Origin of the sequence: [Clostridium] citroniae WAL-17108, assembly GCF_000233455.1 — a bacterium.
GTDB lineage: Bacteria > Bacillota > Clostridia > Lachnospirales > Lachnospiraceae > Enterocloster > Enterocloster citroniae.
In genome coordinates this window covers 566,453-591,951 of sequence record NZ_JH376421.1, presented here as the reverse complement: position 1 = coordinate 591,951, position 25,499 = coordinate 566,453, and the positions used below count along the sequence as shown (strand labels likewise).

Here is a 25,499-nt window from a genome sequence, read left to right as displayed (position 1 = left end):
AATGAAAAAGAACTTAAGAAAAGCAATGGTAACGGTTCTCGCGGCGGCAATGACCATGACCATGGGTGCCTGCGGCAGCTCATCCAAAACCGAGACAGCAGCGGCCACTACAGAGGCGCCCGGTGGTGCACAGGCAACAGAGGCGGCAGGAGGAGGACAGACGGAGAAGGCCCCGGAAGCGGAGGGGTGGAAACCGAATAAGGACGTATCGGTCATAGTAGCTTATGGACCGGGCGGAAGCTCGGACCTGCTGGCCAGGACCTTTGCCAATGAAGGGGGTTCCTGCTTTGCCACACCTCTGGTGATCAACAATATCAGCGGCGGCGGCTGTGCTATTGGTTTTACGGAGCTGATCAATGCAAAACCGGACGGGCTGACCATCGGCAACACCAACTCAGCGGTTGTGGTAAACTGCCTTACCGCGGAGACCCCGTACCAGTATTATGAGGAGCTGCAGCCTCTGTGCCAGATCGGCTATGCTCCCTACGTGGTCTATGTGGCCAAGGACAGCGATATCCAGAACCTGGACGATCTAAAAGATGCCATCCTCAGCCGGGACGTGGTAATGGCCTGCAATAACAGGGGCGGACAGACCCACTGGGAACTGGAATATTTTGCATTTAAGAATGGCGGCGACATCTCGGCAGTCATTTATGACGGTGGGGCCTCCTCCATTGCAGCCCTGCTTGGCGGACATGCGGAAGTAACCGTACAGGCTCCCTCCGATGGTCAGGAATATGTAAAATCCGGCGATTTAAGGCCCATCGCTGTTTTGGATCCAAACCGCCTTACAAGTGACATCTACAAAGATGTGCCCACATCCAAGGAGCAGGGGTATGAGTGGCTGACCAACGGCTTCTTCCATGGCTATGCGGCTCCCAAGGGCGTGTCCGATGAAGTGATCAAATATTATGAGGATTGCTACCGCGCCTGTCTCGAAGTGCCGGAAGTAAAAGCAGCCATTGAGAGCTATGGATTTACCGTGGCTTTCCAGGATCATGAGGAGTTTGGAAAGACATGGACAGATTCAGTTGACATGTATAAGAGCGCATTTGAGGAGCTGGGAGACCGTTTGACCGAATAACAGGGCAGGAAAACAACTACTGACTGATTCTGAATATAGCCGGATTTTAAGGTATAAATTGAAGTCCGGCTATTTTTATAGGCTTTTTTAACAGAGCAGAAAGGATGAAAATGAGACAACCAGACTATAAGGACAGGCTGTTGGAGATCCACGGAACTAATATGTGGAACGGATACCATGTGGAGAGGGCCATTGAGTTTGCCAAGAAGTTTAATCTGACCGGTATTATTTTCCACTGCAATGACATAATCGACCATGCCATTAAGCCTGATAAATATTTTCCGCCCAATGTGTCCCTGCTTTCCTACAATAACAGGGATGGAGACACAAAGAACCACAAGTATTACCTGGGAAATGTAATTGACAAGATCACGGCTGCCGGGCTTGAGTTTTATGTGGAGGTAAAGGAAATCTATTATCCCCATGAGATCCTTCAGGAATTTCCTTATCTGAGAAAGGAAAACGGGGCGGTCTGCCCAACGGAACCATTTTGGTGGGAATTTTTGGAAGAAAAAATCCGTGAATTTGTCCAAAGGTTTCCAAAGGTGTCGGGGATCATTGTCAGCGCAGGAACCAGGGAGAGCATGGTATCCCTGGCTGCCAACAAGTGCGAGTGTGAGCGCTGCCGGTGCTGCGACATGAATCTGTGGTACAGGAAACTGATCACAGCCATGTTTAAGCCCCTGGATGCTGCCGGTAAAAAGCTGATCGTCAGGGACTTCTCCTACACGGCAGACCACCAGTATGCAATGGTGGACGCGGCCAGGGATGTATCTGAAAAGATCATTATGGCGTTAAAGAAAACGCCTCACGACTACTATCCCACATTCCCGGACAACCCCTCTGTGGGCAACTGCGGGAACCTGGAGCAGTGGATCGAATTTGATACCTGGGGACAGTACTTTGGTCTGGGGATCATTCCGTGCAGCGTGGCGGAAGATATGCAGGGACGGCTGCAGCGTTACCTGGAAAAGGGGGCCAGCGGGATCATGCTCCGGACGGATTGGGAGCGTCTGCTTCAGGGAAGCACCTTTAATTCCTTTAATATCTTTAATCTCATTGCCGGAGCAATGCTGGGGGCTGACGTAAATATGGATCTGGATGACGCCTACAGGGAATGGCTGCGGTTTGGCCTGGTCAGCCCCCTGGAATACGATTCCTGTCCCCAGGAGCCCTGTGTGCCCAAAGCACCCCAGGCATTTGACGTTTTTAAGAGGCTGATGAAGGATTCATGGAAGATCCTGGAGAAAACCTTGTATGTGCGTGGCCATGTGTTTAACCGGAATGCCCAGATGTTTGACCGGTATTTCCTCACCTATTTTATTATGACCGTGCAGCATACGCGGGATCACTGGGATGCTGGGGCTTCAGAAAAGGTGCAGCCCGTGGGGGATCATATGGAGATCATGTTCCGGGAAAAGCAAGAGGCGCGTCAGATGGCCGCGGACTTAAGGAACTGGCTGAAACCGGAAGCCCTGGGGGTCAGCGCAGACATTGAAAAGTACCTGAACTTTGTATTGGATGTATATGAGGTCTATGTGGAGATCTTCGATGCCCAGATCCGTACCGCTGCCTGGATCAGGAAGGCGGAGCAAAGCTGCAGCGCGGAGGATCGAAGGAGCGCAGGAGAGACCCTGGCAGAATATGACGGGCTGGCGGACCGCCTGGCCGCAGTGGTGTCCGGCAGGGGTTACTCCAACAATGTGGAATATGTGATGGATCCGGAGCGGATAAGGCGGTTCAAAGAGGACTGCTCCAGGACACTGGATGAGTTGGGAGGCTGAAGGAAATGAGTGTACCAAGTTACAAAGACAGGCTGTTGGAGATCCATGGGATCAATATGTGGAACACCTTTCATGTGGACCGGGCGATCCGGTTTGCAAAGAGCTGCAATCTTACGGGAATTATCTTCCACTGCAATGAGCTTATTGACAAGGTGGTGTTTCCGGATAAATATTTTGATAAGGACGAGCTGCTGAGTTTTAATCCGGTCAGGAACAGCGTCACTAAGAATTACCGCTATTATCTGCGTTCGGTCTTGGACAAGTGCCGGGAAAATGGGCTGGAATTTTACGGGGAAGTAAAGGAAATCTATTTTCACAATGACCTGATCACAAAATATCCCCAGCTGCGGGGAGAGAACGGCGCACTGTGCGCCACGGATCCGTTTTGGTGGGAGTTCCTGGAGGAAAAATACCGGGAGTTCTTTGCAATGTTTCCGGATGTGGCAGGCATCATTGTCAGCCCCGGAACAAGGGAGAGCATGGTGTCCTTTGCAGCCAACCGCTGTACCTGCCAGCGCTGCAGGGACTATGATGTGGATGAATGGTACCGCAGTCTGCTGGCAGCCATGCACCGGGCCGTTGACGGGGCCGGAAAGAAGCTGATTGTCAGGGATTTTTCTTATACCAAGGCCCACCAGTACGCCATGGTGGATGCGGCGGGCAGCGTGTCCGACAACATCACCATGTCCATGAAAAAGGTTCCCCATGATTATTATCCGGTGTTCCCGGACAATCCTGCCATTGGAAACTGCGGAAAGCTGAACCAGTGGGTGGAGTTTGATACCTGGGGACAGTTCTTTGGCCTGGGAGTATTTCCCTGCAGCGTATCGGAGGATATGAGAGGAAGGATGCAGCGGTACCTGGATAAGGGGGCAACCGGAATCATGCTCAGGACTGACTGGGAAAATATGACCCAGTCCAGTGTGTTCTGCGGTTTTAATATGTTAAACCTGATTGCAGGCGCCATGATTTCCTTTGATGTGAACACGGACATGGATGCGGTCTATGATGCATGGTTTGATCATGGGCTGGTGTCCCCGTTGATCCCGGACAGCTACAGCCAAATCCCCTGTAAGATAACGGAAGGTAAGGACCGGGAACTGTTCCGGGAAATGATGCAGCTGTGCTGGAAGATCCTTGAAAAGGGGATCCATGTGCGGGGCCATGTGTTTAACAGGAACTGCCAGATCTTTGACCGGTACGACCTGACCTACAATATTATGACCGTGTTCCACAGCCGGGACCAGTGGGAACCTAATGCATCCAAGCGGGTGGAACCAACCGGGGAGAATATTCCGGTCATGATAGCGGAAAAGGATGAGGCTTTGGCCATGGCCCGGAAGCTGAGGGACATGATCGCCGCCGCAAGCCCGGATGTCAACCACAATGTAAAGACATATCTTGAATTTGTGGCAGAGGGATTTCCGGCTTATATTGAGGGCTTTCGCCTGGAACTCATTTCCACGGTCTATACAAAGAAAGCGGAGATCTCACAGGATCCCGGGGATGTACAGAAGGCGAGGGAGACACTGGCGGGGTATGAAGAACTGGCGTCCCGCTATGACAGCCTGGTGAGAAACAAGGGATATTCCCATGTGGTGGAATATATGCTGGACGGAGACCGGCTGATCCGCTTTAAAGCAGATGTCAGCAGGGTATTGGACGCAATCTGACAAAGACAGACGGCAGGGAAGGGAGGAAAATCATGGACCAAGCAAAAGCGGACTTTGAAGTGCGGGGGCTGGAACTGCACAGCCTGTATGCCTGGGACTATCCGTGGGTGGTCAAGGCCCTGGATTTTATTGAAAAGCACGGTATGAACACGCTGGTACTCCACCGGAATGATTTTGTGGACCTGATCGTATACCCGGGAGCCTATTTCGGGTATAAGGAACAGGAGGGTGATTCTTCCATATTTGATATCTACAGCCAGATCTTCAGGAAGCTGTACCAGTATACACCTACGCGGCGCTCCTGCCCCTACCAGAGAAGGTCCTTTTTAAAAAGAGTACTGGAAGAGGCGGGCAGAAGGGGAATCCAGGTCTATATTGAGAACAAGGAATTGTATTTCCCTGATATTATCCTGGAATTTTACCCGCACCTGGTCCATGACGGTCATGTGTGTGCCACGGACCCCTTCTGGCAGGAGTTCTTAGGAGTCAAATACAGGGAGTTTTTCCGGGAGTTTCCCCAGGTGGCGGGGGTCATCACCTCACCGGCCACAGGGGAGAGCCGTGTTTCCATCAAGTCCAACCGCTGTACCTGCGGCAGGTGTAAGTCCGCCGCCAGGGAGGACTGGTACCGGATGGTACTGACATCCATGTATGAACCCATCCGCCAGGCTGGCAGAAAACTGATCGTGCGTGACTTTGTGTTTGATTCCGCTTCCCAGAAGGAGATATCCGCAGTGATGGAGGAATTGCCGCCGGATGTGATCATTTCCCTGAAGAATACGCCCCATGATTACTATCCCACATTTCCGGCAAATCCCAGGATCGGTCATGTGGGAGACCATGAGCAGTGGATTGAGTTTGATACCATGGGACAGTATTTCGGATGGGGCGTGGGGATCGCGGACCTGACAGAGGACTACCGGCGCAGACTGTCAGACGCCAGGCAGAAGGGAGCATCAGGGGCAGTTTTCCGCCTGGACTGGGAAAGCCTGGACGGACATTCCTCCTTTTTTACACCCAACAAGATCAATGTTTATGCGGGGGCTGCCCTTACCAGGGATCTGGATACCCCGGACCAGGAAATATACCGCAGATTCCTTCTGGAGGAAGGATGGTCAGAGGATACTGGATGTATCAGCCGTCAGGCAAAATGGTTCGGCAATATCATGAAGAAAACATGGGAGATTACAGCCGGGACCGTGTTTGTAAATGACTGTGTATTCTCGGATTCCAGCGTGCTTCCCATTTCTTTGGAGCACGCGGTATGGCTCTCGGAGGAAAAGAACTCTTTAAAGGACTGGGACCCCCAAAAACAGGATTGTGTTTCTCCCAGAAGGTCATCCCTGGAGCCTGCGATCCGGGAAAAGGAGGAGGCATTTAAAAAGATCAGCGCCCTCTGCGAGGAGGCGGGGGAATACCCGGAGGGGCTGAGTCAGGATAAGGTGAAATGGTTTCAGGAGCGTCTGGCGCTTAATGCCCGGTATGTGGACATGTACCGTTGCGGGACGGAGGCGATCCTGCTGACCCGCTATGTGACGGAGACAGAAGAACAGGATAAAGAGTTTTGGCAGAGCGCCCTGGAAGGGGCCAGGCAGGCTCTTTTGGCCGTAAGCCGGATGAAAGGGGAATTTACACAGCTTTTCCGGGAAACGGATTATGAACCCCATGTGATCTACACCCTGCTGGACCCGGACCGTCTGGACTGCCTGTACCGGAAACTGAACGCCCGGCTGCCGGGAGACTGAAGTGCCGGGAGACTGAGCTGCCGGTTACCTGGCAGCTGTCTTTGGAAAGAAACGTTTTAGAGGAAATATTTGGGAAAAAACAGGAAGCGCTGGATCCATTACACGATCCGGCGCTTCCTGTTTTCCATTTGTCCATGACAATTTGCCAGTCAGTGACCGGCATTTCTGATAGGCCAGATAAAAAGAACGCATATTTTGCAGATTAGACCGCGAATCCAAAAGCTATTTTAGATTCTTCTTGGTATGAACGGATCAGATCGGTGAGCTGAGCGATATCACTGATAGTATGGGAAAAGTCATGTGGCTTTGATAGAACAGTCCTATCAGATCGGATAATTGCAACGGTGCTTTTGGATTTAGATACATCGATACCTACAGCTAACATATAGGGGGGATCCTCCTTTGCGAATTAATATGATTGGGTCCAGCACTCGGTTATCTATTCATTTTCGTTAGTTACCCGGGAGCGAATCCCAACTTGCTTAATCGAATAAAAGATAATGAGTGATGGTTAACACTTTCAGTTTCGGGAACTATGTCCCATATTTGTGCCGTTAACCAATCAAACTCATCATAACAAAAAATAAGAATAGGGGATAATTTCCCTACTCTTATATAGTACGAAATTTGGGAAAATATGAATATGATTATTTATCTTCCAGAAATGGGATTATAGTCAGCAGTAAATTTCTAAACGCTCTGTCAGAAGTTTCAGCTACAGGCAATATGGTAAAGGAGATCGAATTATCAGGATGGTACAACGGCAATGGCAAAATACGTTTAGACAAAAATATCGATGATTATAAAGAACTCGTGATAACGGGGCGTTGCGGATATATGAGAAACAAAAGGCAGGAATTAATAAAAAGCTGTGATCTGTGTAAGACTGTGGCGCAGCGAAGAACGGGATGGATATGGCGTGGATTTAAATGAATGGGATGGCTCTGATATCTGCTTTTATACGAATTTAGTATGGGGGCATGTCATAGTCACAGAAAAAGTTAAAAACATATTAGAAAAGAAGAAAATGAAAAGCATATACTTCCAAAAAATCGAAGACTATGTATAGGTTGGGTGCGAAGCAAACTAACAGTGACACTTTATTAAGCATTACAATATAGAGAGAATAAAATGTGGAAAAAGAGTGGATTAATCATACTTCTTCTGGCATTAACCGGATGTGCAAATACGGCAGGGGACAGCGTTAAAGATACGGCCGGTATCACACAGAGCTTGCCAAACGGTACAGAGGATGGGGAGAACAGCGTGGGAAAACAAATGGATACTTATGAAGAGGACGGTCTGAGGCTGGAACTTGTATCAGAACTGGATGGCGCAGGCAACATAGTACCGGAAAGCGTGAGACTGAAAATCGAGAACAGTATGGACGATGAATGCATGATAGGGTCAATCGGCACTGCCGTAAACAACGTGACAATCGGCAATTCCCTGACATATGCTGAAATAGAAGGAAATGACAGTACCGAAGAGGATATCATGCTGTCGAATCTAGAAATGGGATCTTTACACAGGGATCTGTTGGAATTTGAAAAAGAATTCTGCAATATAAAAGAGTGCGAGTCGGAGGATGTCTACAATAACCTGCGCGCCAAAAAGATTGAATGTGAAGGGCCATCGAAAAACCGTGACTGTTAAAAGAGGCGGTTTCAACCTTTAAGTTTAGCCCCCGCTGTGGAGGTGGGAACAGCCGGACCGGATTGCTGTTTCTGCCGTATAAAATGCAGAAACTGATCGGGGCATCCTTCAGTGAAACTGTTTTTCCAGATGATCAATGCCTGTTTTGACGTTGTGATTACAAAAAAATACATTGGAAATTCCTCTATACTGCGGATCTGGGAGTATTCCATATATCCGCTGACGCAGCTGGTTTCCCAACGGATGTTATCTTTCAGAAATTGATACACTGCCTTTTCGCAGGGAATACCAAGGCTGGCCTGCTGTTTCAGTTTTTCCGCCTGTTTCTGGCATTGTTTGTGTTTCACGCTTACCCGTCTGATGCTAAAATAAGGCCATATAAATATGAAAAGAAGCAGACATCCTATGATTAGCGTGCGGAACAGCTGCCTGTACATAAAATAGTGCAGCGCCATGACAACCAGCAGTACAGCTATATCCAGACTCAGCCGTTTTCCACTGTATCTGCGTTCTAACTGATACTTTGCCAGTTCATAAAGGGATTGGGCATCCCTGGCTATTGTAACTTGGAATAACGGTGTCATATCCCGGTTCCCCCCCTTAAACTGCTGATGTTTACTTCATTAGCGACATATCTTTTCCTGTCTTTTGCATAATGAATTCTTTAAAATTCAGGGAATCACCGACTGTAAAGCAGTGTTTGGCAAAATACATCCCTTGATCTTTTGCAAAGAATATGTAATAGGCCTGCGGGTCCTCTGCCAGCTTATCTACAGCCGGATATTTCCAGACCAGTGATTCTTTACTGGGATAATATGTAAAATCATTCTCAAAAAAATCGATCTGGCTGCGAACCAGCTCCGTCTTTCTCAATTTCCGGAAAATCCTTCCAATAATCAAACCGGTGTTCAGCAACACCTTGCGGCGAAGGCGCGCAGACAAGGCAAGAAACCATACTGCTACCATCAGAAAGAGAATGGCTCCCAACTCGCCAGGCATGAGAATAGAGCTTATCACAACGATACCCCACCAGACCAGAAACACCCAGTTTCCGATGGAACGCCGTTGCTTCTGGTAATACAGCATATCAGATATACGCATAAATTGCTCTTTTTGTTTTGAATTATCCTCATTGATAACGATTCTAAAAATCGGTTCCATATCCACGCGTACCTCCAACAGTTTATCCGTAATTTCTTCCGTAATTCCGATAAGCCGTGTTACCTGCGGAGTTAATATGATTACAGCATCTCATGCGACTGGATTCAAGCGCTTTCTCCGTTATAATTTGCTAATCAAAAACAACTCTTTTTGTTGTGAATTCGGCTTCTCTATAGATATAGGAACAGCCCGAAAGCCTTGATTCTGTCAGACTTTCGAGCTGTAAGTTCTAATGTTCCTGAGCGGATTCGAACCGCTGGCCTTCCGCTTAGGAGATGGACCCAGTGCATATATTCCCTATCAACAGGGATAAAGAAAATGCAGTTATATCAAGGCTTTTCTCCATGTTCTCTATAAACCTTGTACAAGCAAAATCAAGCAAAAACAAAGGATTTTAGCCCCCTATTGTTTGCACTCTGTTTGCAAAGGCGCGAAATTTGGCGTTAGCCAAAAGTTCAATTCCCGTCGAGACTTAATTATATTCATGGTATCGTGGACATAGTTTACCATACATAGAGGTTCATTACAAGAGGTATTGAGCCAGTGAAAGTGCCTGTTTTATCTTTCTCAGGAAAGGTAAAGCAGGCACTTTTTTTCATATCTAAACTTAGAAAGAAATGAGGTGAAATCATGAATACACAGATTATTGCCATAGCCAACCAAAAAGGTGGTGTCGGCAAAACAACCACTTGTGCCAATCTTGGAATTGGTCTGGCGCAGTCCGGGAAGAAAGTCCTTCTGATTGACGGAGACCCACAGGGAAGCCTGACCATCAGCTTGGGCAATCCTCAGCCTGATAAGCTGCCCTTTACACTGTCAGACGCTATGGGCCGTATTTTGATGGATGAACCAATTCGTCCCGGCGAGGGTATCCTGCACCACCCTGAGGGCGTAGACCTGATGCCTGCGGACATCCAGCTATCTGGTATGGAGGTATCTCTGGTAAACGCTATGAGCCGAGAAACCATTCTGCGACAATATCTGGACACGCTGAAGGGGCAATACTCCCATATCCTTATTGATTGCCAGCCCTCCCTGGGTATGCTTACGGTCAATGCACTGGCTGCCGCTAATAGGGTTATAATCCCCGTCCAGGCAGAGTATCTTCCAGCTAAAGGTTTGGAGCAGCTTTTGCAAACTATCAATAAGGTTCGCAGACAAATCAATCCCAAGCTGCAAATTGATGGGATTCTGCTGACGATGGTAGACAGCCGAACCAATTTTGCCAAAGAAATCTCCGCTCTTCTGCGCGAAACCTATGGCAGTAAGATCAAGGTGTTTACATCAGAAATTCCTCATTCTGTCAGGGCTAAAGAAATCAGTGCTGAAGGAAAAAGCATTTATGCCCATGATCCTAATGGCAAAGTGGCTGAGGGCTACAAAAATCTGACGAAGGAGGTATTGAAACTTGAAAAGCAGCGCGAAAAAAATAGAGCTGGCCTCAGTAGATGACCTGTTTTCTACAGAAGAAAGTCGGCAAGACGAGCAACTGGAAAAAATTCAGGAAATTCCCCTATCTGAACTGCATCCGTTCAAGGATCACCCCTTCAAGGTCAAGGATGATGATGCAATGATAGAAACCGCAGACAGCATCAAAAAGTATGGTGTGTTGGTTCCTGCGATTGCCAGACCACTGCCTGATGGCGGTTATGAGCTGGTAGCCGGTCACAGACGCCGCAGAGCCAGCGAATTGGCCGGAAAAGAAACCATGCCTGTCATTGTGCGCGACTTGGATGACGATGCTGCCACAATTATTATGGTTGACAGCAATTTGCAGCGAGAAAATCTGCTCCCCAGTGAAAGGGCTTTTGCCTACAAAATGAAGCTGGAAGCCATTAAACATCAAGGAGCAAGAACAGACCTGACTTCTGTTCAAGTTGAACAGAAGTTGAGCGCCAGAGACCAGGTGGCAAAAGAAGCCGGTGAACGAAGCGGTATCCAGGTAATGCGATATGTTCGTTTGACTGAACTGATTCCAGAGCTTTTGGATATGGTGGATGAAAAGAAAATCGCATTTAACCCAGCCTATGAACTCTCTTTTTTGAAACCGGACGAACAGCAAATGCTGGTGGAAACAATGGACTATGAGCAGGCTACCCCTTCTCTCTCTCAGGCTCAGCGAATGAAAAAGTTCAGCCAGGAAGGGAAATTGTCAGAAGATGTGATGCTTGCCATCATGTCAGAGGAAAAAAAGGGTGATCTGGATAAAGTGACCTTGAGCAGCGATACCTTGCGAAAGTATTTCCCCAAAAGCTATACACCGGCCAAAATGCAGGAAACCATTATTAAACTGCTGGAACAATGGCAGAAAAAACGCCAACGAGATCAGGAACGATGAAGGGAGAGCCTATGAAAGATATTGCAGCAAGGGAACTGAAAGGCCACAACATTCTTGCAGTGGAGCGATTTTGGGACAGCACTTTCTGGATGATTGAGTTTACTGTCTTGCGCCCTACTGCTTATGGAGAACCTGGTGACGAAATGAGGCTTTTTCTCACAGAGGACGGGTATCAGTCAGCTCTGCAAAGCCAGCAGCGTCGAGAAATCAAAATTAAGAGATATGCCCATGTTATTGAGGGGCATATCCTCGACTTCAAGCCTAAAAAACACCGTCGTTCATAACCGATACAACGAAAGGAAAGGAATGAATATGTGTACTGTAAGAGAAATCCGAGAAGCTATTCAAGAAGATTGCCGCTCACAGCGTGATATGGAATCCACCGAGATTGATCGTGTTTTTCAAACCTTACCATTTTCTCAGGAAAGGGATCTGTTTGATAAACCACCAATGCCAAAACGCCCCTACCGACGCAAGAAAAAAAGATACAGACAGACCCTAACCGCTGCCACAATTCTTTTATGAATTGCGGCTTTTTTCATACCTGAGAAATGAAAGGAGTGAAGTAAATGGCTGTTTTTCGTGTAGAACGCACTGGCGATTACACGGTTATGAGCAATTTTCATCTAAAAGACAAACGACTTTCTTTGAAGGCAAAGGGTCTCTTGTCGCAGATGTTATCTCTGCCTGATGACTGGGATTATACGCTGTCAGGACTCAGCTATATCAATCGAGAAAGCAAAGATGCAATCCGCTCTGCTGTCAATGAGCTTGAAACAGCCGGATACATTCGGCGCAGACAGACAACTGATGCTTCTGGTAAATTCGCAGCCAATGAGTATACCATTTTTGAGCGTCCCATCGAGGGAGAACCGATGTTGGATAAGCCGTTGTCGGAAAACCCGATAACGGTAAACCCGTCAGCGGTAAATCCGTTACCGGAAAATCCAACACAATTAAATACTAAGAAATCAAATACCCAAAAACAAAATACTCATGGATCAAATACCGATTCCATTCCCTTCCGGGAAACAGCGGCGGTAATACCGCCGGAACGGAAAGGAAGGGATGCGATGTCTGTCACAGAGATAGAAAATTATCGGGAATTGATTTTGGAGAATATCGAGTATGATTGTCTGAAGCAGCGTTATCCTCTCTACCTGGATGACCTGAATGAGATCGTAGAGCTGTTGGTAGAAACGGTCTGTGCCAAACGAAAGACCACCCGGATCTCTGGTGCGGACTTTCCTCATGAAATTGTACGCTCCCGCTTTTTGAAGCTGGACAGCTCTCACATCGAGTTTGTCATGGACTGTCTGCAAAAGAACACCACCCAGGTACACAACATCAAGCAGTACCTGCTTGCAGTGCTGTTCAACGCTCCTACCACCATGAATAACCACTACACTTCACTGGTAAATCACGATATGCACGCAGGCGGCTGGTAATCAGCCGCTTTTGTATTACACCAAAGGAGGCACAGCATGAATCAGATTGAAATTTTCAATAGTCCAGAGTTCGGAAGCATTCGCACTTTGGAACAGAATGGCAAAGTATTATTTTGCGGTACAGATGTGGCAACAGCGCTGGGATATACCAATCCACGCAAAGCCGTCCGCGACCATACCAGGGGTGGAACGAAATGTTCCATAGGGGTCCAGACTGGGAAAAAGGCAGATGGAAGCCCCGCGGTACAAATGGTCGAAATGCTCTTTATCCCCGAAGGTGATCTATATCGTCTGATCGCCCATAGTAAACTGCCGTCAGCGGAACGGTTTGAACAATGGGTGTTTGATGAAGTTCTACCTGTCATTCGCAAGCACGGAGCCTATCTCACAAAAGAGAAGTTGTGGGAGATAGCCACTTCTCCGGAAGCTCTGATAAAGCTCTGCTCCGAGCTGCTTGCTGAGCGGGAAGAAAATGCGTCGCTACGAGAGGAAAATGCCCTGCTGGAGAGTAAGGCAGCCTTTTATGATTTGTTCATCGACCTCAATCACAGTACCAACCTCCGCACCACCGCCAAAGAGTTGCTTGTCCCGGAGCGTCGGTTTGTCCGTTTCCTTCTGGAAAAGCGTTTTGTGTACCGCACCGCATCCGGTAATGTACTGCCCTATGCAAAGCCAGCCAATGAAGGACTGTTTTGTGTCAAAGACTACTGCAATCACGGGCATATCGGCTCCTATACGCTGATAACCCCGCAAGGCAAACTCTACTTTGCTCAGCTGAGAGACATGATTTTGATGGTTGTATGAGAGTGGGAAAGGAAGTGAGTTTTATGCCAGAAGGCAAAACAATCGGTCAGCTGATGGAAGAAATGCGCCAGAAAGCTGGAGCGCAGAACTATCACGGCCATGACTACATGGATCTCCAGCGATTTGCTGAGAACACCCGGCACATGATTATTTTTGATGTGCTGACGCATGACTCCCCGGTGGGCTGGAAAGGTGAACGAACCCGCCTGTTTTTGTCAGATAAGGGCTATGAAAAAGCTCTGGACAGTCAGGCAAAGGGACAGATCAAGATTCTCAGTCATGCAAAGGTCAGAAATGGAGATTTGCTCTATGACCGTTCTGAGCAAATTCGTTGAGGGCGGTTCGATGAAGAAATACCTTCTCCGGCGGCTGGTGGTCCCGCCTTAGAAATAAATGCACCACCCCTGCACATTTTGTGGAAAGACCTGCTAACAAAAGTCAAGTAGAAATTTCAGGTTTTGGGAGCAGCGAAAAAGGCAACACAAAATCAAGCCGCTGAGCAACTCAAAATCGAAACGGCGGCCAGCCAGATGGTATAGCGCAGGGAAATCAGTCGTGTTCCAGGGAATCCAAATAGGCTTTCACAGAAGCGTAGTAGATACGCAAGAACTTGTTGGCGGATGCCATCATGTAGACACGGTATGGCTTGCCCTCAGAGCGTTTCTTGTTCATGAACTGGTAGACCGGCTCATCCATTGGGGCACATTGCAGGAGGACGCCCATCACCAGGAAAAGTGTCCTGCGCAGTGAGGCAGATCCCCTCTTGGAAATGCTGCGGCTGCGGACATCTATTTGGCCAGATTGGTAGGGCGGGGCGTCAATGCCTGCAAAGGCCACCAGCGCTTTCTTGGAATGAAAACGGCGCACATCGCCAATTTCAGCTATGAGTTGGGGGCCGAGTGTAGGGCCAACACCAAACATTTCCATCACTACAGGATACTCCGGCAGAGAAGCTGCCAGAGACTGCATCTCCTGCTTGAGAGCAGCTAATGCGGCGGAAGTTGTCTGGAGTTGGGAAATGGCCTGTTCTACCAAAAGTTTTGCCGTATTTGTTTTCGGCATGACACCGAAGCGTCCACAGGCAGAGGCATAAATATCCAACGCCTTATCTTGGCTGAAATTGTAGCCGTGCTTTCTGCACCACTTCTGGTACTTGGCGGTAAAGGCTTTCTTAGACAGACCACAGACACACTCGCAATGCCAAAAAGTGGCGACAAAGTCCACCCACTTCTCACTGCCATCGGCGCGGGGCGGACTGGTAAACAGGCGGTTTGCGTCTGGGAAAGCGGTGTCCAGCAGGGAGATCAGGTTGTTTTTCAGCATGGTCTGTACTTTGGAATACTGCTGGTACTGCCGGTAGCAGGTCTTCAGCATGAGCCGGGTGTCCTCTTCCGGAACATATCTCGGAAGTGTGAGCCAGTGGTCAAGGCCGTAGTTGGCCAGCTTCACGGCATCCTTCTTGTCGGTCTTGCCCCGTCTTAAACTGTTGTTCCCGTAGTCGTGCACCAGCATTGCATTGACTACGGAGACATAAAACCCCGCGCCGTGGAGCAGCCAGGCCACCGGCGCATGGTAATTGCCCGTGGATTCCATCACCACGCGGGTCTCACCGTCCAGGTTTTTGAGCAGCCTTGCCAGCTCGCTCAGTTCGCTGGCGGTGTGGCGCACTTCAAAGGGTGAAACCACTACCTCTCCGAAGGGCCGCATGACTGCAATCATGCTCTTACCTTTGGAAACATCGATGCCAACGCAGTTCATTCACATTCCTCCAACACAAAGAATCTGCAACCGGAAATCCATCTTTTCTCGCTGCCGATTCAATCTATTGGGTGACACGAACTCTCCGGCATCCGGTGGCTCAACCTGCTCAAATCGAACGCTGCAACAAGAGGATGGCTAACAGTCTTTCCAACGGACATAAAAGCCCAAGGAGGCAAGGGTCAGCCAGTTGCTCCTCTTATTGTAGCTTAGGCACGAGATGGAAAGAAAGCCGGACTGGCTGCCCGGCTTTCCTGTCCAAATTTATTGTAATAGGAGGCGATGAAAATGCAGGAAGAAGTGGAAAACAGGACTTTAACGCTGGTTGTCAGCGGAACAAAGTTCACCGGCAGGCTGCTCAAAGCCGCCATCAGCAAGTACATGGCCCACTGCAAGGAAAAGAAGCTGCAAAAGCAGAGAAGCCGTGATGCCCCTGTGACACCCCACGGCAAACAGACCGTCAAGCAGCTCATTGGTCAGAATCAGGGGATCTCCAATATCGAGATCACAGACCCCTCCATCAAGGAATTTGAGAAGATCGCCCGGAAATATGGTGTGGACTATGCGGTGAAGAAAGACCGCAGCAGCTCCCCGCCCAAATACCTGATCTTTTTCAAAGGCCGTGACGCCGATGCGCTGACCGCTGCATTTACCGAGTACACCAGCAAAAAGGTCAAGAAGGCCGAGAAAACGGAACGCCCGTCTGTGCTGGCAAAACTCAGTCAGTTCAAAGAGATGGTCAAAAATGCCGTGGTGGACCGCACCAAGCGAAAGGAGCAGGAACGATGAAAAAGCAGTTTGACATCAAAAAGCTCGTTTTGCTGAACCTGCCCTATCTCCTGATGGGGCTGTTTGCTACTAACTTCGGGGAGGCATGGCGACTGGCTCAGGGGGCAAATGCTTCAGAGAAATTCCTTTCCCTGTTTGCTGTCCTGCCTGGGGCGCTGCAAAGTTTCTGGCCCAGCCTGCACCCGTTGGATCTGCTGGTAGGGCTGTGCTGCGGTGCTGGCCTGCGTCTGGCGGTGTACCTCAAAAGTAAAAACGCCAAGAAGTACCGTCACGGTATGGAGTATGGCTCTGCCCGTTGGGGAACCCGTGAGGATATTGCACCCTACATCGACCCGGTGTTCCAGAACAATGTGATTCTGACCAAAACCGAGAGCCTGACCATGAACAGCCGCCCCAAGGGCCCCAAGACCGCCAGAAACAAAAATGTGCTGGTGATCGGCGGCTCCGGTTCCGGTAAGACCCGCTTCTGGCTCAAACCGAATCTGATGCAGATGCACAGTTCTTATGTGGTCACAGACCCGAAGGGAACCATTTTGGTGGAGTGCGGAAAAATGCTCCAAAGGGGCGCACCCAAGCTGGGGAAGGACGGAAAGCCAATGAAGGATAAACACGGCAAGGTCATTTATGAGCCTTACCGCATCAAGGTCCTCAATACCATCAACTTCAAGAAGTCCATGCACTATAACCCTTTCGCCTATATCCATAGCGAAAAGGACATCTTGAAGCTGGTCACGACGCTGATCGCCAATACCAAAGGCGAAGGCAAGGCCGGAGACGATTTCTGGGTCAAGGCAGAAACGCTTCTCTATTGTGCGCTCATTGGCTATATCCACTATGAGGCTCCGGTGGAGGAACAGAATTTCTCCACCCTTATTGAGTTCATCAACGCTATGGAAGTCCGGGAGGATGACGAGGAGTTCAAAAATCCCGTGGATCTGATGTTTGACGCATTGGAAGCCGAGAAGCCGAACCACTTTGCGGTGCGCCAGTATAAGAAATATAAGCTGGCGGCAGGAAAAACAGCCAAGTCGATCCTAATTTCCTGTGGTGCGCGTCTTGCCGTGTTCGACATTGCAGAGCTGCGTGAGGTCACGGCTTATGATGAGCTGGAGCTAGACACTCTGGGAGATAGGAAAACTGCCCTATTCCTCATCATGAGTGATACTGACGACAGCTTCAACTTCCTTATTTCCATGTGTTATACCCAGCTTTTTAACCTGCTCTGCGAAAAAGCCGACGATGTGTATGGCGGCAGGCTCCCGGTCCATGTGCGCTGTCTCATTGACGAGTGCGCCAACATCGGCCAGATCCCCAAGCTGGAAAAGCTGGTTGCCACCATCCGAAGCCGTGAGATTTCCGCCTGTCTGGTGTTGCAGGCACAGAGTCAGCTGAAGGCGATCTATAAGGATAACGCAGATACCATCATCGGCAACATGGATACTTCCATCTTCCTGGGCGGTAAGGAGCCAACCACCCTCAAAGAGCTGGCTGCCGTGCTGGGCAAGGAAACCATCGACACCTACAACACCGGAGAGAGCCGTGGGCGTGAAACTTCCCACTCTCTCAACTATCAAAAGTTGGGGAAAGAGCTGATGAGCCAGGATGAGCTTGCTGTTATGGATGGCGGCAAGTGTATTCTCCAGCTGCGCGGTGTGCGTCCTTTTCTTTCGGACAAGTACGACATTACCAAGCACCCCAATTTCCAGTACACTGCCGACGCGGATGATAAGAACGCTTTTGACATTGAAGCATTCCTGTCCGCAAGGCTGAAACTCAAGCCCAATGAGGTCTGCGATGTATATGAAGTAGACACAGAGGGCGCTTAACTTCGTTCCGCTTTTGAAGGGAGTGATCTTATCTATTCGCCGCACCTGCCCTCTAATGGGCCATTGGCGTACAAAGCGGACAATCCCAAGAAAAAAATAATGAAAAAGGAGGACAGCCGGAATCATGCCCCCGGAAACCGGGCGGCAGATTGTTCCGGCTTTTGTATGCCTATGAAACATGACAAACCTATTTTTTAATCAGATTCCGGCTAACAAACTATATGGCATTTTTTGAACAGGCAATCACCGTTCTTCAGACCCTCGTTATCGCGCTCGGTGCCGGTCTCGGTATCTGGGGCGTTATCAACCTGCTCGAAGGTTACGGCAACGACAACCCTGGTGCAAATGCTCATGTACGGTAAGGAAGCAAGCAACCGAAAACAAGAGATAGACCGCCAGCACTACACTATTCCGAACCAAAGACCAAAAGATAAGCATTGTGGGAAAATCTAAACTTTTGGATTTTCCTACAATGCCAACTACGGCGGAATCCCTCCCACTCCTTATATCTTTCTGTATACATTGAATTTGTATTTAGTAAAATGCAGACAACACCACGGATCGGCTTTTGGTTGGACAATTCCAACCAAACACCACAGCAGACAGCAGAAAACATTCTGAACGCTAGGAAGCCGGTATGATTGTTACATATAAGGGGAAGAAAAATTTCTTTTAGGTACTTGCTTTCCTAAAACTGATGTGATACAATGATTTAATCCAGAAAAGGAGTAAAAAATATGCGGCAAGGTATTCTTAAATAAAACTATAATCAAATAGTGGGAACAAAGGATTATGATAGCTCCTTTTGTAGGGGCTTAGTTTTTTGTACCCAATTTAAGAATACTTTTGCCTTATCAATTTTGACATATCCCCAAAAACAGCAATCACAAACAGGTGTATGCTGTATATGTGTATGTCCGCAACTTATAATCCCCAGTGGTAAAAGTATTTTACTGCTGGGGATTTTTATGCCCTTTGGGGCTGTAAAGGGAGGACAATCACATGAAAATAATCAATATTGGAATTCTTGCCCATGTAGACGCTGGAAAGACGACCTTGACGGAGAGCCTGCTATATGCCAGCGGAGCCATTTCAGAACCGGGGAGCGTCGAAAAAGGGACAACGAGGACGGACACCATGTTTTTGGAGCGGCAGCGTGGGATTACCATTCAAGCGGCAGTCACTTCCTTCCAGTGGCACAGATGTAAAGTTAACATTGTGGATACGCCCGGCCACATGGATTTTTTGGCGGAGGTGTACCGCTCTTTGGCTGTTTTAGATGGGGCCATCTTGGTGATCTCCGCTAAAGATGGCGTGCAGGCCCAGACCCGTATTCTGTTCCATGCCCTGCGGAAAATGAACATTCCCACCGTTATCTTTATCAACAAGATCGACCAGGCTGGCGTTGATTTGCAGAGCGTGGTTCAGTCTGTTCGGGATAAGCTCTCCGCCGATATTATCATCAAGCAGACGGTGTCGCTGTCCCCGGAAATAGTCCTGGAGGAAAATACCGACATAGAAGCATGGGATGCGGTCATCGAAAATAACGATGAATTATTGGAAAAGTATATCGCAGGAGAACCAATCAGCCGGGAAAAACTTGCGCGGGAGGAACAGCAGCGGGTTCAAGACGCCTCCCTGTTCCCAGTCTATCATGGCAGCGCCAAAAATGGCCTTGGCATTCAACCGTTGATGGATGCGGTGACAGGGCTGTTCCAACCGATTGGGGAACAGGGGGGCGCCGCCCTATGCGGCAGCGTTTTCAAGGTTGAGTACACCGATTGCGGCCAGCGGCGTGTCTATCTACGGTTATACAGCGGAACGCTGCGCCTGCGGGATACGGTGGCCCTGGCCGGGAGAGAAAAGCTGAAAATCACAGAGATGCGTATTCCATCCAAAGGGGAAATTGTTCGGACAGACACCGCTTATCAGGGTGAAATTGTTATCCTTCCCAGCGACAGCGTGAGGTTAAACGATGTATTAGGGGACCAAACCCGGCTCCCTCGTAAAAGGTGGCGCGAGGACCCCCTCCCCATGCTGCGGACGACGATTGCGCCGAAAACGGCAGCGCAAAGAGAACGGCTGCTGGACGCTCTTACGCAACTTGCGGATACTGACCCGCTTTTGCGTTGCGAAGTGGATTCCATCACCCATGAGATCATTCTTTCTTTTTTGGGCCGGGTGCAGTTGGAGGTTGTTTCCGCTTTGCTGTCGGAAAAATACAAGCTTGAAACAGTGGTAAAGGAACCCTCCGTCATTTATATGGAGCGGCCGCTCAAAGCAGCCAGCCACACCATCCATATCGAGGTGCCGCCCAACCCGTTTTGGGCATCCATAGGACTGTCTGTTACACCACTCTCGCTTGGCTCCGGTGTACAATACGAGAGCCGGGTTTCGCTGGGATACTTGAACCAGAGTTTTCAAAACGCTGTCAGGGATGGTATCCGTTACGGGCTGGAGCAGGGCTTGTTCGGCTGGAACGTAACGGACTGTAAGATTTGCTTTGAATACGGGCTTTATTACAGTCCGGTCAGCACGCCGGCGGACTTCCGCTCATTGGCCCCGATTGTATTGGAACAGGCATTGAAGGAATCGGGGACGCAGCTGCTGGAACCTTATCTCTCCTTCATCCTCTATGCGCCCCAGGAATACCTTTCCAGGGCTTATCATGATGCACCGAAATACTGTGCCACCATCGAAACGGCCCAGGTAAAAAAGGATGAAGTTGTCTTTACTGGCGAGATTCCCGCCCGCTGTATACAGGCATACCGTACTGATCTGGCCTTTTACACCAACGGGCGGAGCGTATGCCTTACAGAGCTGAAAGGATATCAGGCCGCTGTCGGTCAGCCGGTCATCCAGCCCCGCCGTCCAAACAGCCGCCTGGACAAGGTGCGCCATATGTTTCAGAAGGTAATGTAAAGATACATAATCGTCAAGACGGCAACAATCAGAAGTTATGGAGGGTAACAATGGAATATAGTAAGGAAGATTTAATGGAAGCAAAAAAGCAAATTTGGGGAGTGGGAGAGAACATGGGAACAGAGGAAAGTAAAAAAATCTGGGAGGAGAACGCACAATTTTGGGATAATGCAATGGGTGACGAATCTAATGAATTTCACAGAGAGGTAGTGCGTCCCAAAGTAACGGAACTTCTATCTCCTAATCCTGCGGATTACATTTTGGATATTGCGTGTGGCAATGGAAATTATTCTTCGTATCTTGCACAAAGAGGCGCTTCGGTTGTCGCTTTTGATTACAGCAAAAAAATGATAGAATTGGCTAAAAGACGGCAATCACAATATGCAAAACAAATTGAATTTTGTGTGGCGGATGCGACCGATAGAAAAAGTATATTAGAATTAAAAAGAAATCGAGCCTTTACGAAAGCAGTTTCTAATATGGCAATTATGGATATTACGGATATTGAACCACTTCTTATGGCTGTTTATGAACTGTTGCAGGAAAGCGGAATTTTTGTCTTTGCAACGCAACACCCTTGTTTTGTCACGTTGACTGAAAAATATATGACACCGCACAGTTACTATGATATAGCGATTGAAGGGCAACCGAAAGAGCAGATTTATTATCATCGTTCCATACAAGATATTTTTAACCTTTGTTTTAGAGCTGGATTTGTCATTGATGGATTTTATGAAGAATGTTTTAAAACCAACAAAGAAATTCCTATGGTAATGATAGTAAGGCTTAAGAAGGTAAAACGTGATAGCTTAAAATAAATTCAAGTTTGTCGGGTAAATAGCAAACCCAGCCGAGCCAGTCAACGGTCAAGATGAACGGCGCATATGCGCAGCCGTTGACAGCCCCGCCCGCCTTTGCTGGTAGGCAATCAAGGGGCGACAGCAAGAAGTGCCACCGCCCCGCACTATTATTCAGAAAGGGGAATTTCCATGACCGACCAGATAGCCTATCAAGAATATATCCAGCGCAGGTACAACGCCTTTTGCAAGACTGTTATCCGCTGTGCCGCCTTGGACAAGATTTTGAAGCTTAAACGGCAATGGGAACGGCAAGTTTCCCTTGACTATCTGATGAACGAGAAGTTTGTCCAGTTTGCCGCGTCGGAGCCGGACGAGGAATACCCATTTACCGTCTGCGGTCAGACCGTCCTGCTCTGCAACGCCGCCCTTGCCGACGCGATCTCTGTTTTGCCGGAGCAGACGCGGGAAGAAATCCTGCGCTATTACTTTCTGCGCCAGCCGCAGCGCGTGATCGGCGCGTGTATTGGCCGGTCACGCAGCACAGCGGGGCGGCATATCCAGCTTGCCTTGCAGCGGCTACGCGAAGAAATGGGGGTGAGCCGGTATGAGTAGACTTCTCCCCTATGAAACAATCCTCAAAGCCCGTGAGGGCGACCCAGAAGCCGTGAACGCTGTCCTGCTCCACTACGCCGGATATATCCGCTATTTCTCAAAAGTGAACGGGCAGGTCAACGCCGAGGTGGAGGACTATGTAAAGCAGCGGTTAATTGACTGTCAATTCAAGTTCCGGCTTGACGAACCACCGGACAAGTCATAAAAACTGAATACCAGCCGCCACCGACGCGGCCAGCGAAAGCAGTAAGTCTTGAAAAAGATTTACTGCTTTTTTTGTTGTCCGGCTCCGCTCCCGGCCATTTTGCCCCCTGCCGGTTGTAGTAGTAAGCGAGGAGGGAATTTTTCTGCCCTGGTGTTTGGCATTTGGAGCATTTACCCGTAGTAGAGGGCAAAGAGAAAGGATTTCTCCAACACCGGGTAGAAACCACTGCGTCCGGTGTCATTTTAGCGAAAGCGGGCAGGAATGCCCTTTACAGGATTAGTAGTAGCAGAAAAAGAGAAACAAACTTTTGTGGTTGCAGTTTTCCAAAAAAGTGGCGGACGGAAGTGAGAGAAAGTTTGCAGTCACGGAGAGCAAGTTTCTACCACGGTGCCAAAATCCGCAATTCTGCAGTTTTGCCCCTCGCGGGAAACTTGTTGGGGAGTGCCTTCCCCAAACCCTGCTCATGCGCCCTTACGGGCGAGAAAGGAGGTCACACCATGCGAAAGAAATACAACACGCCCCACCGCAGCCGCGTTGTGAAAACCCGGCTGTCCGAAGATGAGTATGCCGACTTCACAGCGCGGCTTGCGCCCTATGGTATCAGCCAGTCCGAATTTCTCCGGCAGGCGATACGGCGGGCGACCATACGCCCGGTTGTCCATGTGTCGTCGGTCAATGACGAGTTGCTTTCCGCTGTCGGGAAGCTGACAGCCGAGTACGGCAGGATCGGCGGCAACCTCAATCAGATTGCCCGGTATCTGAACGAATACGGCGTACCCTACAACACCCTTTCCGGCGAGGTACGCGCCGCCATATCCGACCTTGCCGTCCTCAAGTATGAAGTCCTCAAGAAAGTAGGTGACGCGGTTGGCAACACTCAAGCATATCAACTCTAAAAACGCCGACTACGGAGCCGCCGAGCAATATCTTCTCTTTGAGCATGACGAGTTTACCATGAAGCCCGTCCTTGATGAAACCGGCAGGCTTATCCCCCGCGAGGACTACCGGCTGTCCACGCTGAACTGCGACGGGGAGGATTTTGCCGTTGCGTGTATGCGGGCCAATCTCCGCTATCAGAAAAACCAGCGGCGGGAAGATGTGAAAAGCCACCACTACATCATCAGCTTTGACCCGCGGGACGGGCCGGACAACGGCCTGACCGTAGACCGGGCGCAGGCGTTGGGGGAACAATTCTGTAAAGAGCATTTTCCCGGCCACCAGGCCCTTGTCTGCACCCACCCGGACGGGCATAACCACAGCGGCAACATTCATGTGCATATCGTCATAAACAGCCTGCGGATTGAGGAAGTGCCGTTCCTGCCCTACATGGACAGGCCGGCCGATACGAAAGTCGGCTGCAAGCACCGATGTACCGACGCTGCCCTGCGCTACTTCAAATCCGAAGTCATGGAGATGTGCCACCGGGAGGGGCTTTATCAAATCGACCTCTTGAACGGCAGCAAGAACCGCGTCACCGACCGGGAGTATTGGGCGCAGAAAAAGGGACAGGCCGCGCTGGACAAGCAGAACGCCCCCATGATTGCCGATAGTATCACGCCCCGGCAGACCAAGTTTGAAACGAACAAGGAGAAGCTGCGGCAGACCCTACGGAAAGCCCTTGCCACCGCCGCCAGCTTTGACGAGTTTTCCTCTCTGTTGCTGCAGGAGGGTGTGACCGTCAAGGAGAGCCGGGGGCGGCTTTCCTACCTCACGCCGGACAGGACAAAGCCAATTACCGCCCGGAAGCTGGGCGACGATTTTGACCGCGCCGCTGTCTTTGCCGTTTTAGAGCAAAACGCCGCCAGAGCAGCCGAAGCGCCAGCCAGATCCCCCGATCCCCCACGCACCATAAAAGACCGCTTGCAGGTTGCCAGAGCCGAGATAGCCGCCCCGAAACAGGACGGAGTGCAGCGGCTTGTGGACATTGAGCAGAAAATGGCCGAGGGCAAAGGCCGGGGCTATGAACGCTGGGCGAAGATACACAATCTGAAGCAGGCCGCCAAAACGCTGTCCGTCTACCAGCAATACGGCTTTACTTCCCCGGAGCAGTTAGAAGCCGCCGTTGACACCGCCTATCAGAAAATGCGCCAGACCAGCGGCGAACTGAAAGCACTGGAAACGAAGCTGCAAGGGAAAAAGAAGTTGCAGCGGCAGGTGTTGGCCTACGCCCAGACCAAGGCCGCCCGCGACGGGCTGCGGGCACAGAAATCCGAGAAAGCCCGCGCCGCATACCGGCAGGCCCATGAGAGCGATTTTATCATAGCCGACGCAGCAGCCCGGTATTTCAAGGCGCATGGCATTACCAAGCTGCCCGCCCGGAAAGCGTTGCAGGCCGAGATCGAGCAGCTTATCTCCGAGAAAGACGGCCTGTATAACACCTATCACGAACAGAAACAGCGGTTCAAGGAGTTGCAGACCGTCAAGCGGAACATCGACCAGATTTTGCGCCGGGACGAGCCGCACCGCAGAAAGGAGCAGAGCCATGAGCGATAACCTGCCCCACATGGACTACCGCCAGCACCGGCGGGCGCGGCGGCTGGTACATGAGTGCTGTAACTACGATGAGGGGAACTGCCTGCTATTGGACGACGGGGAGCCTTGCGTGTGCGTCCAGAGCATTTCCTTTTCCCTCATGTGCCACTGGTTCCGTGTGGCTGTCCTGCCCCTTGACGGGGAGCTGGCCGCAGCCCTCTTGTGCCGGGGAAGCCGGAAACGGTGTGCCGTCTGCGGGGCGGCCTTTGTCCCCAAATCCAACCGGGGAAAATACTGCCCCGACTGCGCCGGGCGCATGAAGAAAATCAAAGCCGCCGAGAGAAAGCGGAAACAAAGGCAGAGATGTCACGCTTTAGAGCCTTTCAAACCCGCATAAATCAAGGCTTTTTTCGTGGGTGTCA

24 protein-coding genes are annotated in these 25,499 nt (G+C 49.8%); 21 read left to right on the top strand and 3 right to left on the bottom strand.

The genetic code is table 11. The features are described from left to right. The first annotated feature begins 1 nt into the window (after window position 1). From HMPREF9469_RS12675 to HMPREF9469_RS12645, 5 genes are all read left to right on the top strand, one after another. The gene (locus HMPREF9469_RS12675) at window positions 2–1,084 is read left to right on the top strand and encodes a tripartite tricarboxylate transporter substrate binding protein (protein WP_007862468.1); all 1,083 of its coding nucleotides are present in this window, start codon (window positions 2–4) and stop codon (window positions 1,082–1,084) included. A gap of 110 nt (window positions 1,085–1,194) precedes the next feature. Beyond that, the gene (locus tag HMPREF9469_RS12670) at window positions 1,195–2,868 is read left to right on the top strand and encodes a hypothetical protein (protein WP_007862466.1); all 1,674 of its coding nucleotides are present in this window, start codon (window positions 1,195–1,197) and stop codon (window positions 2,866–2,868) included. 5 nt (window positions 2,869–2,873) lie between these two features. Then, window positions 2,874–4,541, top strand: a complete 1,668-nt coding sequence (locus HMPREF9469_RS12665; protein WP_007862465.1) for a hypothetical protein — start codon at window positions 2,874–2,876, stop codon at window positions 4,539–4,541. Window positions 4,542–4,573: 32 nt separating this feature from the next. After that, window positions 4,574–6,286: a hypothetical protein gene (locus tag HMPREF9469_RS12660; protein ID WP_007862463.1), complete on the top strand. Its 1,713-nt coding sequence runs from the start codon at window positions 4,574–4,576 to the stop codon at window positions 6,284–6,286. A 1,131-nt stretch (window positions 6,287–7,417) separates the two neighbouring features. Continuing rightward, window positions 7,418–7,942 (top strand): hypothetical protein, encoded by a 525-nt coding sequence (locus tag HMPREF9469_RS12645; RefSeq protein ID WP_007862459.1) that lies wholly within the window; start codon window positions 7,418–7,420, stop codon window positions 7,940–7,942. Between the two features lie 11 nt (window positions 7,943–7,953). On the opposite strand, the gene HMPREF9469_RS12640 is transcribed toward HMPREF9469_RS12645, so the two are convergent. Further along, window positions 7,954–8,526 carry a YcxB family protein gene (locus tag HMPREF9469_RS12640; RefSeq protein ID WP_007862457.1) on the bottom strand — a complete coding sequence of 191 codons (573 nt, stop codon included), beginning with the start codon at window positions 8,524–8,526 and terminating at the stop codon, window positions 7,954–7,956. A 31-nt stretch (window positions 8,527–8,557) separates the two neighbouring features. Beyond that, window positions 8,558–9,103: a YcxB family protein gene (locus HMPREF9469_RS12635; protein WP_007862456.1), complete on the bottom strand. Its 546-nt coding sequence runs from the start codon at window positions 9,101–9,103 to the stop codon at window positions 8,558–8,560. A gap of 630 nt (window positions 9,104–9,733) precedes the next feature. On the opposite strand from HMPREF9469_RS12635, the gene HMPREF9469_RS12630 reads away from it, so the two are divergent. From HMPREF9469_RS12630 to HMPREF9469_RS12605, 6 genes are all read left to right on the top strand, one after another. After that, entirely contained in the window at window positions 9,734–10,555 is an 822-nt protein-coding gene (locus HMPREF9469_RS12630; RefSeq protein ID WP_002569249.1) for a ParA family protein, read from the top strand. After that, window positions 10,512–11,441: a ParB/RepB/Spo0J family partition protein gene (locus HMPREF9469_RS12625; RefSeq protein ID WP_006059569.1), complete on the top strand. Its 930-nt coding sequence runs from the start codon at window positions 10,512–10,514 to the stop codon at window positions 11,439–11,441. Before HMPREF9469_RS12630 ends, HMPREF9469_RS12625 begins: the two co-directional genes overlap by 44 nt. 11 nt (window positions 11,442–11,452) lie before the next feature. Next, window positions 11,453–11,725: a DUF5720 family protein gene (locus HMPREF9469_RS12620; RefSeq protein WP_007862445.1), complete on the top strand. Its 273-nt coding sequence runs from the start codon at window positions 11,453–11,455 to the stop codon at window positions 11,723–11,725. A 285-nt stretch (window positions 11,726–12,010) separates the two neighbouring features. Further along, window positions 12,011–12,889 carry a DUF6017 domain-containing protein gene (locus tag HMPREF9469_RS12615; RefSeq protein ID WP_006059572.1) on the top strand — a complete coding sequence of 293 codons (879 nt, stop codon included), beginning with the start codon at window positions 12,011–12,013 and terminating at the stop codon, window positions 12,887–12,889. 36 nt (window positions 12,890–12,925) lie between these two features. Further along, window positions 12,926–13,693 (top strand): BRO family protein, encoded by a 768-nt coding sequence (locus HMPREF9469_RS12610; protein ID WP_007862442.1) that lies wholly within the window; start codon window positions 12,926–12,928, stop codon window positions 13,691–13,693. A 23-nt stretch (window positions 13,694–13,716) separates the two neighbouring features. Beyond that, window positions 13,717–14,028, top strand: coding sequence for a DUF5720 family protein (locus HMPREF9469_RS12605; RefSeq protein WP_008723307.1), 312 nt, complete (start codon window positions 13,717–13,719; stop codon window positions 14,026–14,028). Window positions 14,029–14,242: 214 nt separating this feature from the next. Here HMPREF9469_RS12605 and HMPREF9469_RS12600 read toward each other — a convergent pair whose 3' ends face one another. Further along, on the bottom strand, window positions 14,243–15,451 hold the full coding sequence (locus HMPREF9469_RS12600) for an IS110 family RNA-guided transposase (RefSeq protein WP_007862439.1): 1,209 nt from the start codon (window positions 15,449–15,451) through the stop codon (window positions 14,243–14,245). A 288-nt stretch (window positions 15,452–15,739) separates the two neighbouring features. Here HMPREF9469_RS12600 and HMPREF9469_RS12595 point away from each other — a divergent pair, with 288 nt between their 5' ends. From HMPREF9469_RS12595 to HMPREF9469_RS12555, 10 genes are all read left to right on the top strand, one after another. Next, entirely contained in the window at window positions 15,740–16,240 is a 501-nt protein-coding gene (locus tag HMPREF9469_RS12595) for a PcfB family protein (protein ID WP_007862436.1), read from the top strand. Further along, on the top strand, window positions 16,237–18,066 hold the full coding sequence (locus tag HMPREF9469_RS12590) for a VirD4-like conjugal transfer protein, CD1115 family (protein ID WP_007862434.1): 1,830 nt from the start codon (window positions 16,237–16,239) through the stop codon (window positions 18,064–18,066). Before HMPREF9469_RS12595 ends, HMPREF9469_RS12590 begins: the two co-directional genes overlap by 4 nt. Before the next feature lie 221 nt (window positions 18,067–18,287). Continuing rightward, complete coding sequence (locus HMPREF9469_RS31290; RefSeq protein WP_007037419.1) at window positions 18,288–18,428, top strand: Maff2 family mobile element protein; 141 nt, start codon at window positions 18,288–18,290, stop codon at window positions 18,426–18,428. 640 nt (window positions 18,429–19,068) lie between these two features. Then, window positions 19,069–20,988, top strand: coding sequence for a tetracycline resistance ribosomal protection protein Tet(W) (gene tet(W) / locus HMPREF9469_RS12585; RefSeq protein ID WP_002586627.1), 1,920 nt, complete (start codon window positions 19,069–19,071; stop codon window positions 20,986–20,988). Between the two features lie 50 nt (window positions 20,989–21,038). Next, window positions 21,039–21,806: a class I SAM-dependent methyltransferase gene (locus tag HMPREF9469_RS12580; protein ID WP_002586626.1), complete on the top strand. Its 768-nt coding sequence runs from the start codon at window positions 21,039–21,041 to the stop codon at window positions 21,804–21,806. Between the two features lie 171 nt (window positions 21,807–21,977). Then, window positions 21,978–22,400, top strand: coding sequence for a sigma-70 RNA polymerase sigma factor region 4 domain-containing protein (locus HMPREF9469_RS12575; RefSeq protein WP_002586616.1), 423 nt, complete (start codon window positions 21,978–21,980; stop codon window positions 22,398–22,400). Further along, on the top strand, window positions 22,393–22,605 hold the full coding sequence (locus HMPREF9469_RS12570) for a helix-turn-helix domain-containing protein (protein WP_002586615.1): 213 nt from the start codon (window positions 22,393–22,395) through the stop codon (window positions 22,603–22,605). The genes HMPREF9469_RS12575 and HMPREF9469_RS12570 overlap by 8 nt, the downstream gene beginning before the upstream one ends. Window positions 22,606–23,102: 497 nt before the next feature. Then, window positions 23,103–23,501: a plasmid mobilization protein gene (locus tag HMPREF9469_RS12565; RefSeq protein ID WP_002596229.1), complete on the top strand. Its 399-nt coding sequence runs from the start codon at window positions 23,103–23,105 to the stop codon at window positions 23,499–23,501. Then, window positions 23,473–25,098, top strand: coding sequence for a relaxase/mobilization nuclease domain-containing protein (locus tag HMPREF9469_RS12560; protein WP_002596230.1), 1,626 nt, complete (start codon window positions 23,473–23,475; stop codon window positions 25,096–25,098). Before HMPREF9469_RS12565 ends, HMPREF9469_RS12560 begins: the two co-directional genes overlap by 29 nt. Next, window positions 25,088–25,474, top strand: coding sequence for a cysteine-rich VLP domain-containing protein (locus tag HMPREF9469_RS12555; RefSeq protein ID WP_002596231.1), 387 nt, complete (start codon window positions 25,088–25,090; stop codon window positions 25,472–25,474). Before HMPREF9469_RS12560 ends, HMPREF9469_RS12555 begins: the two co-directional genes overlap by 11 nt. The last annotated feature ends 25 nt before the right edge of the window (window positions 25,475–25,499 follow it).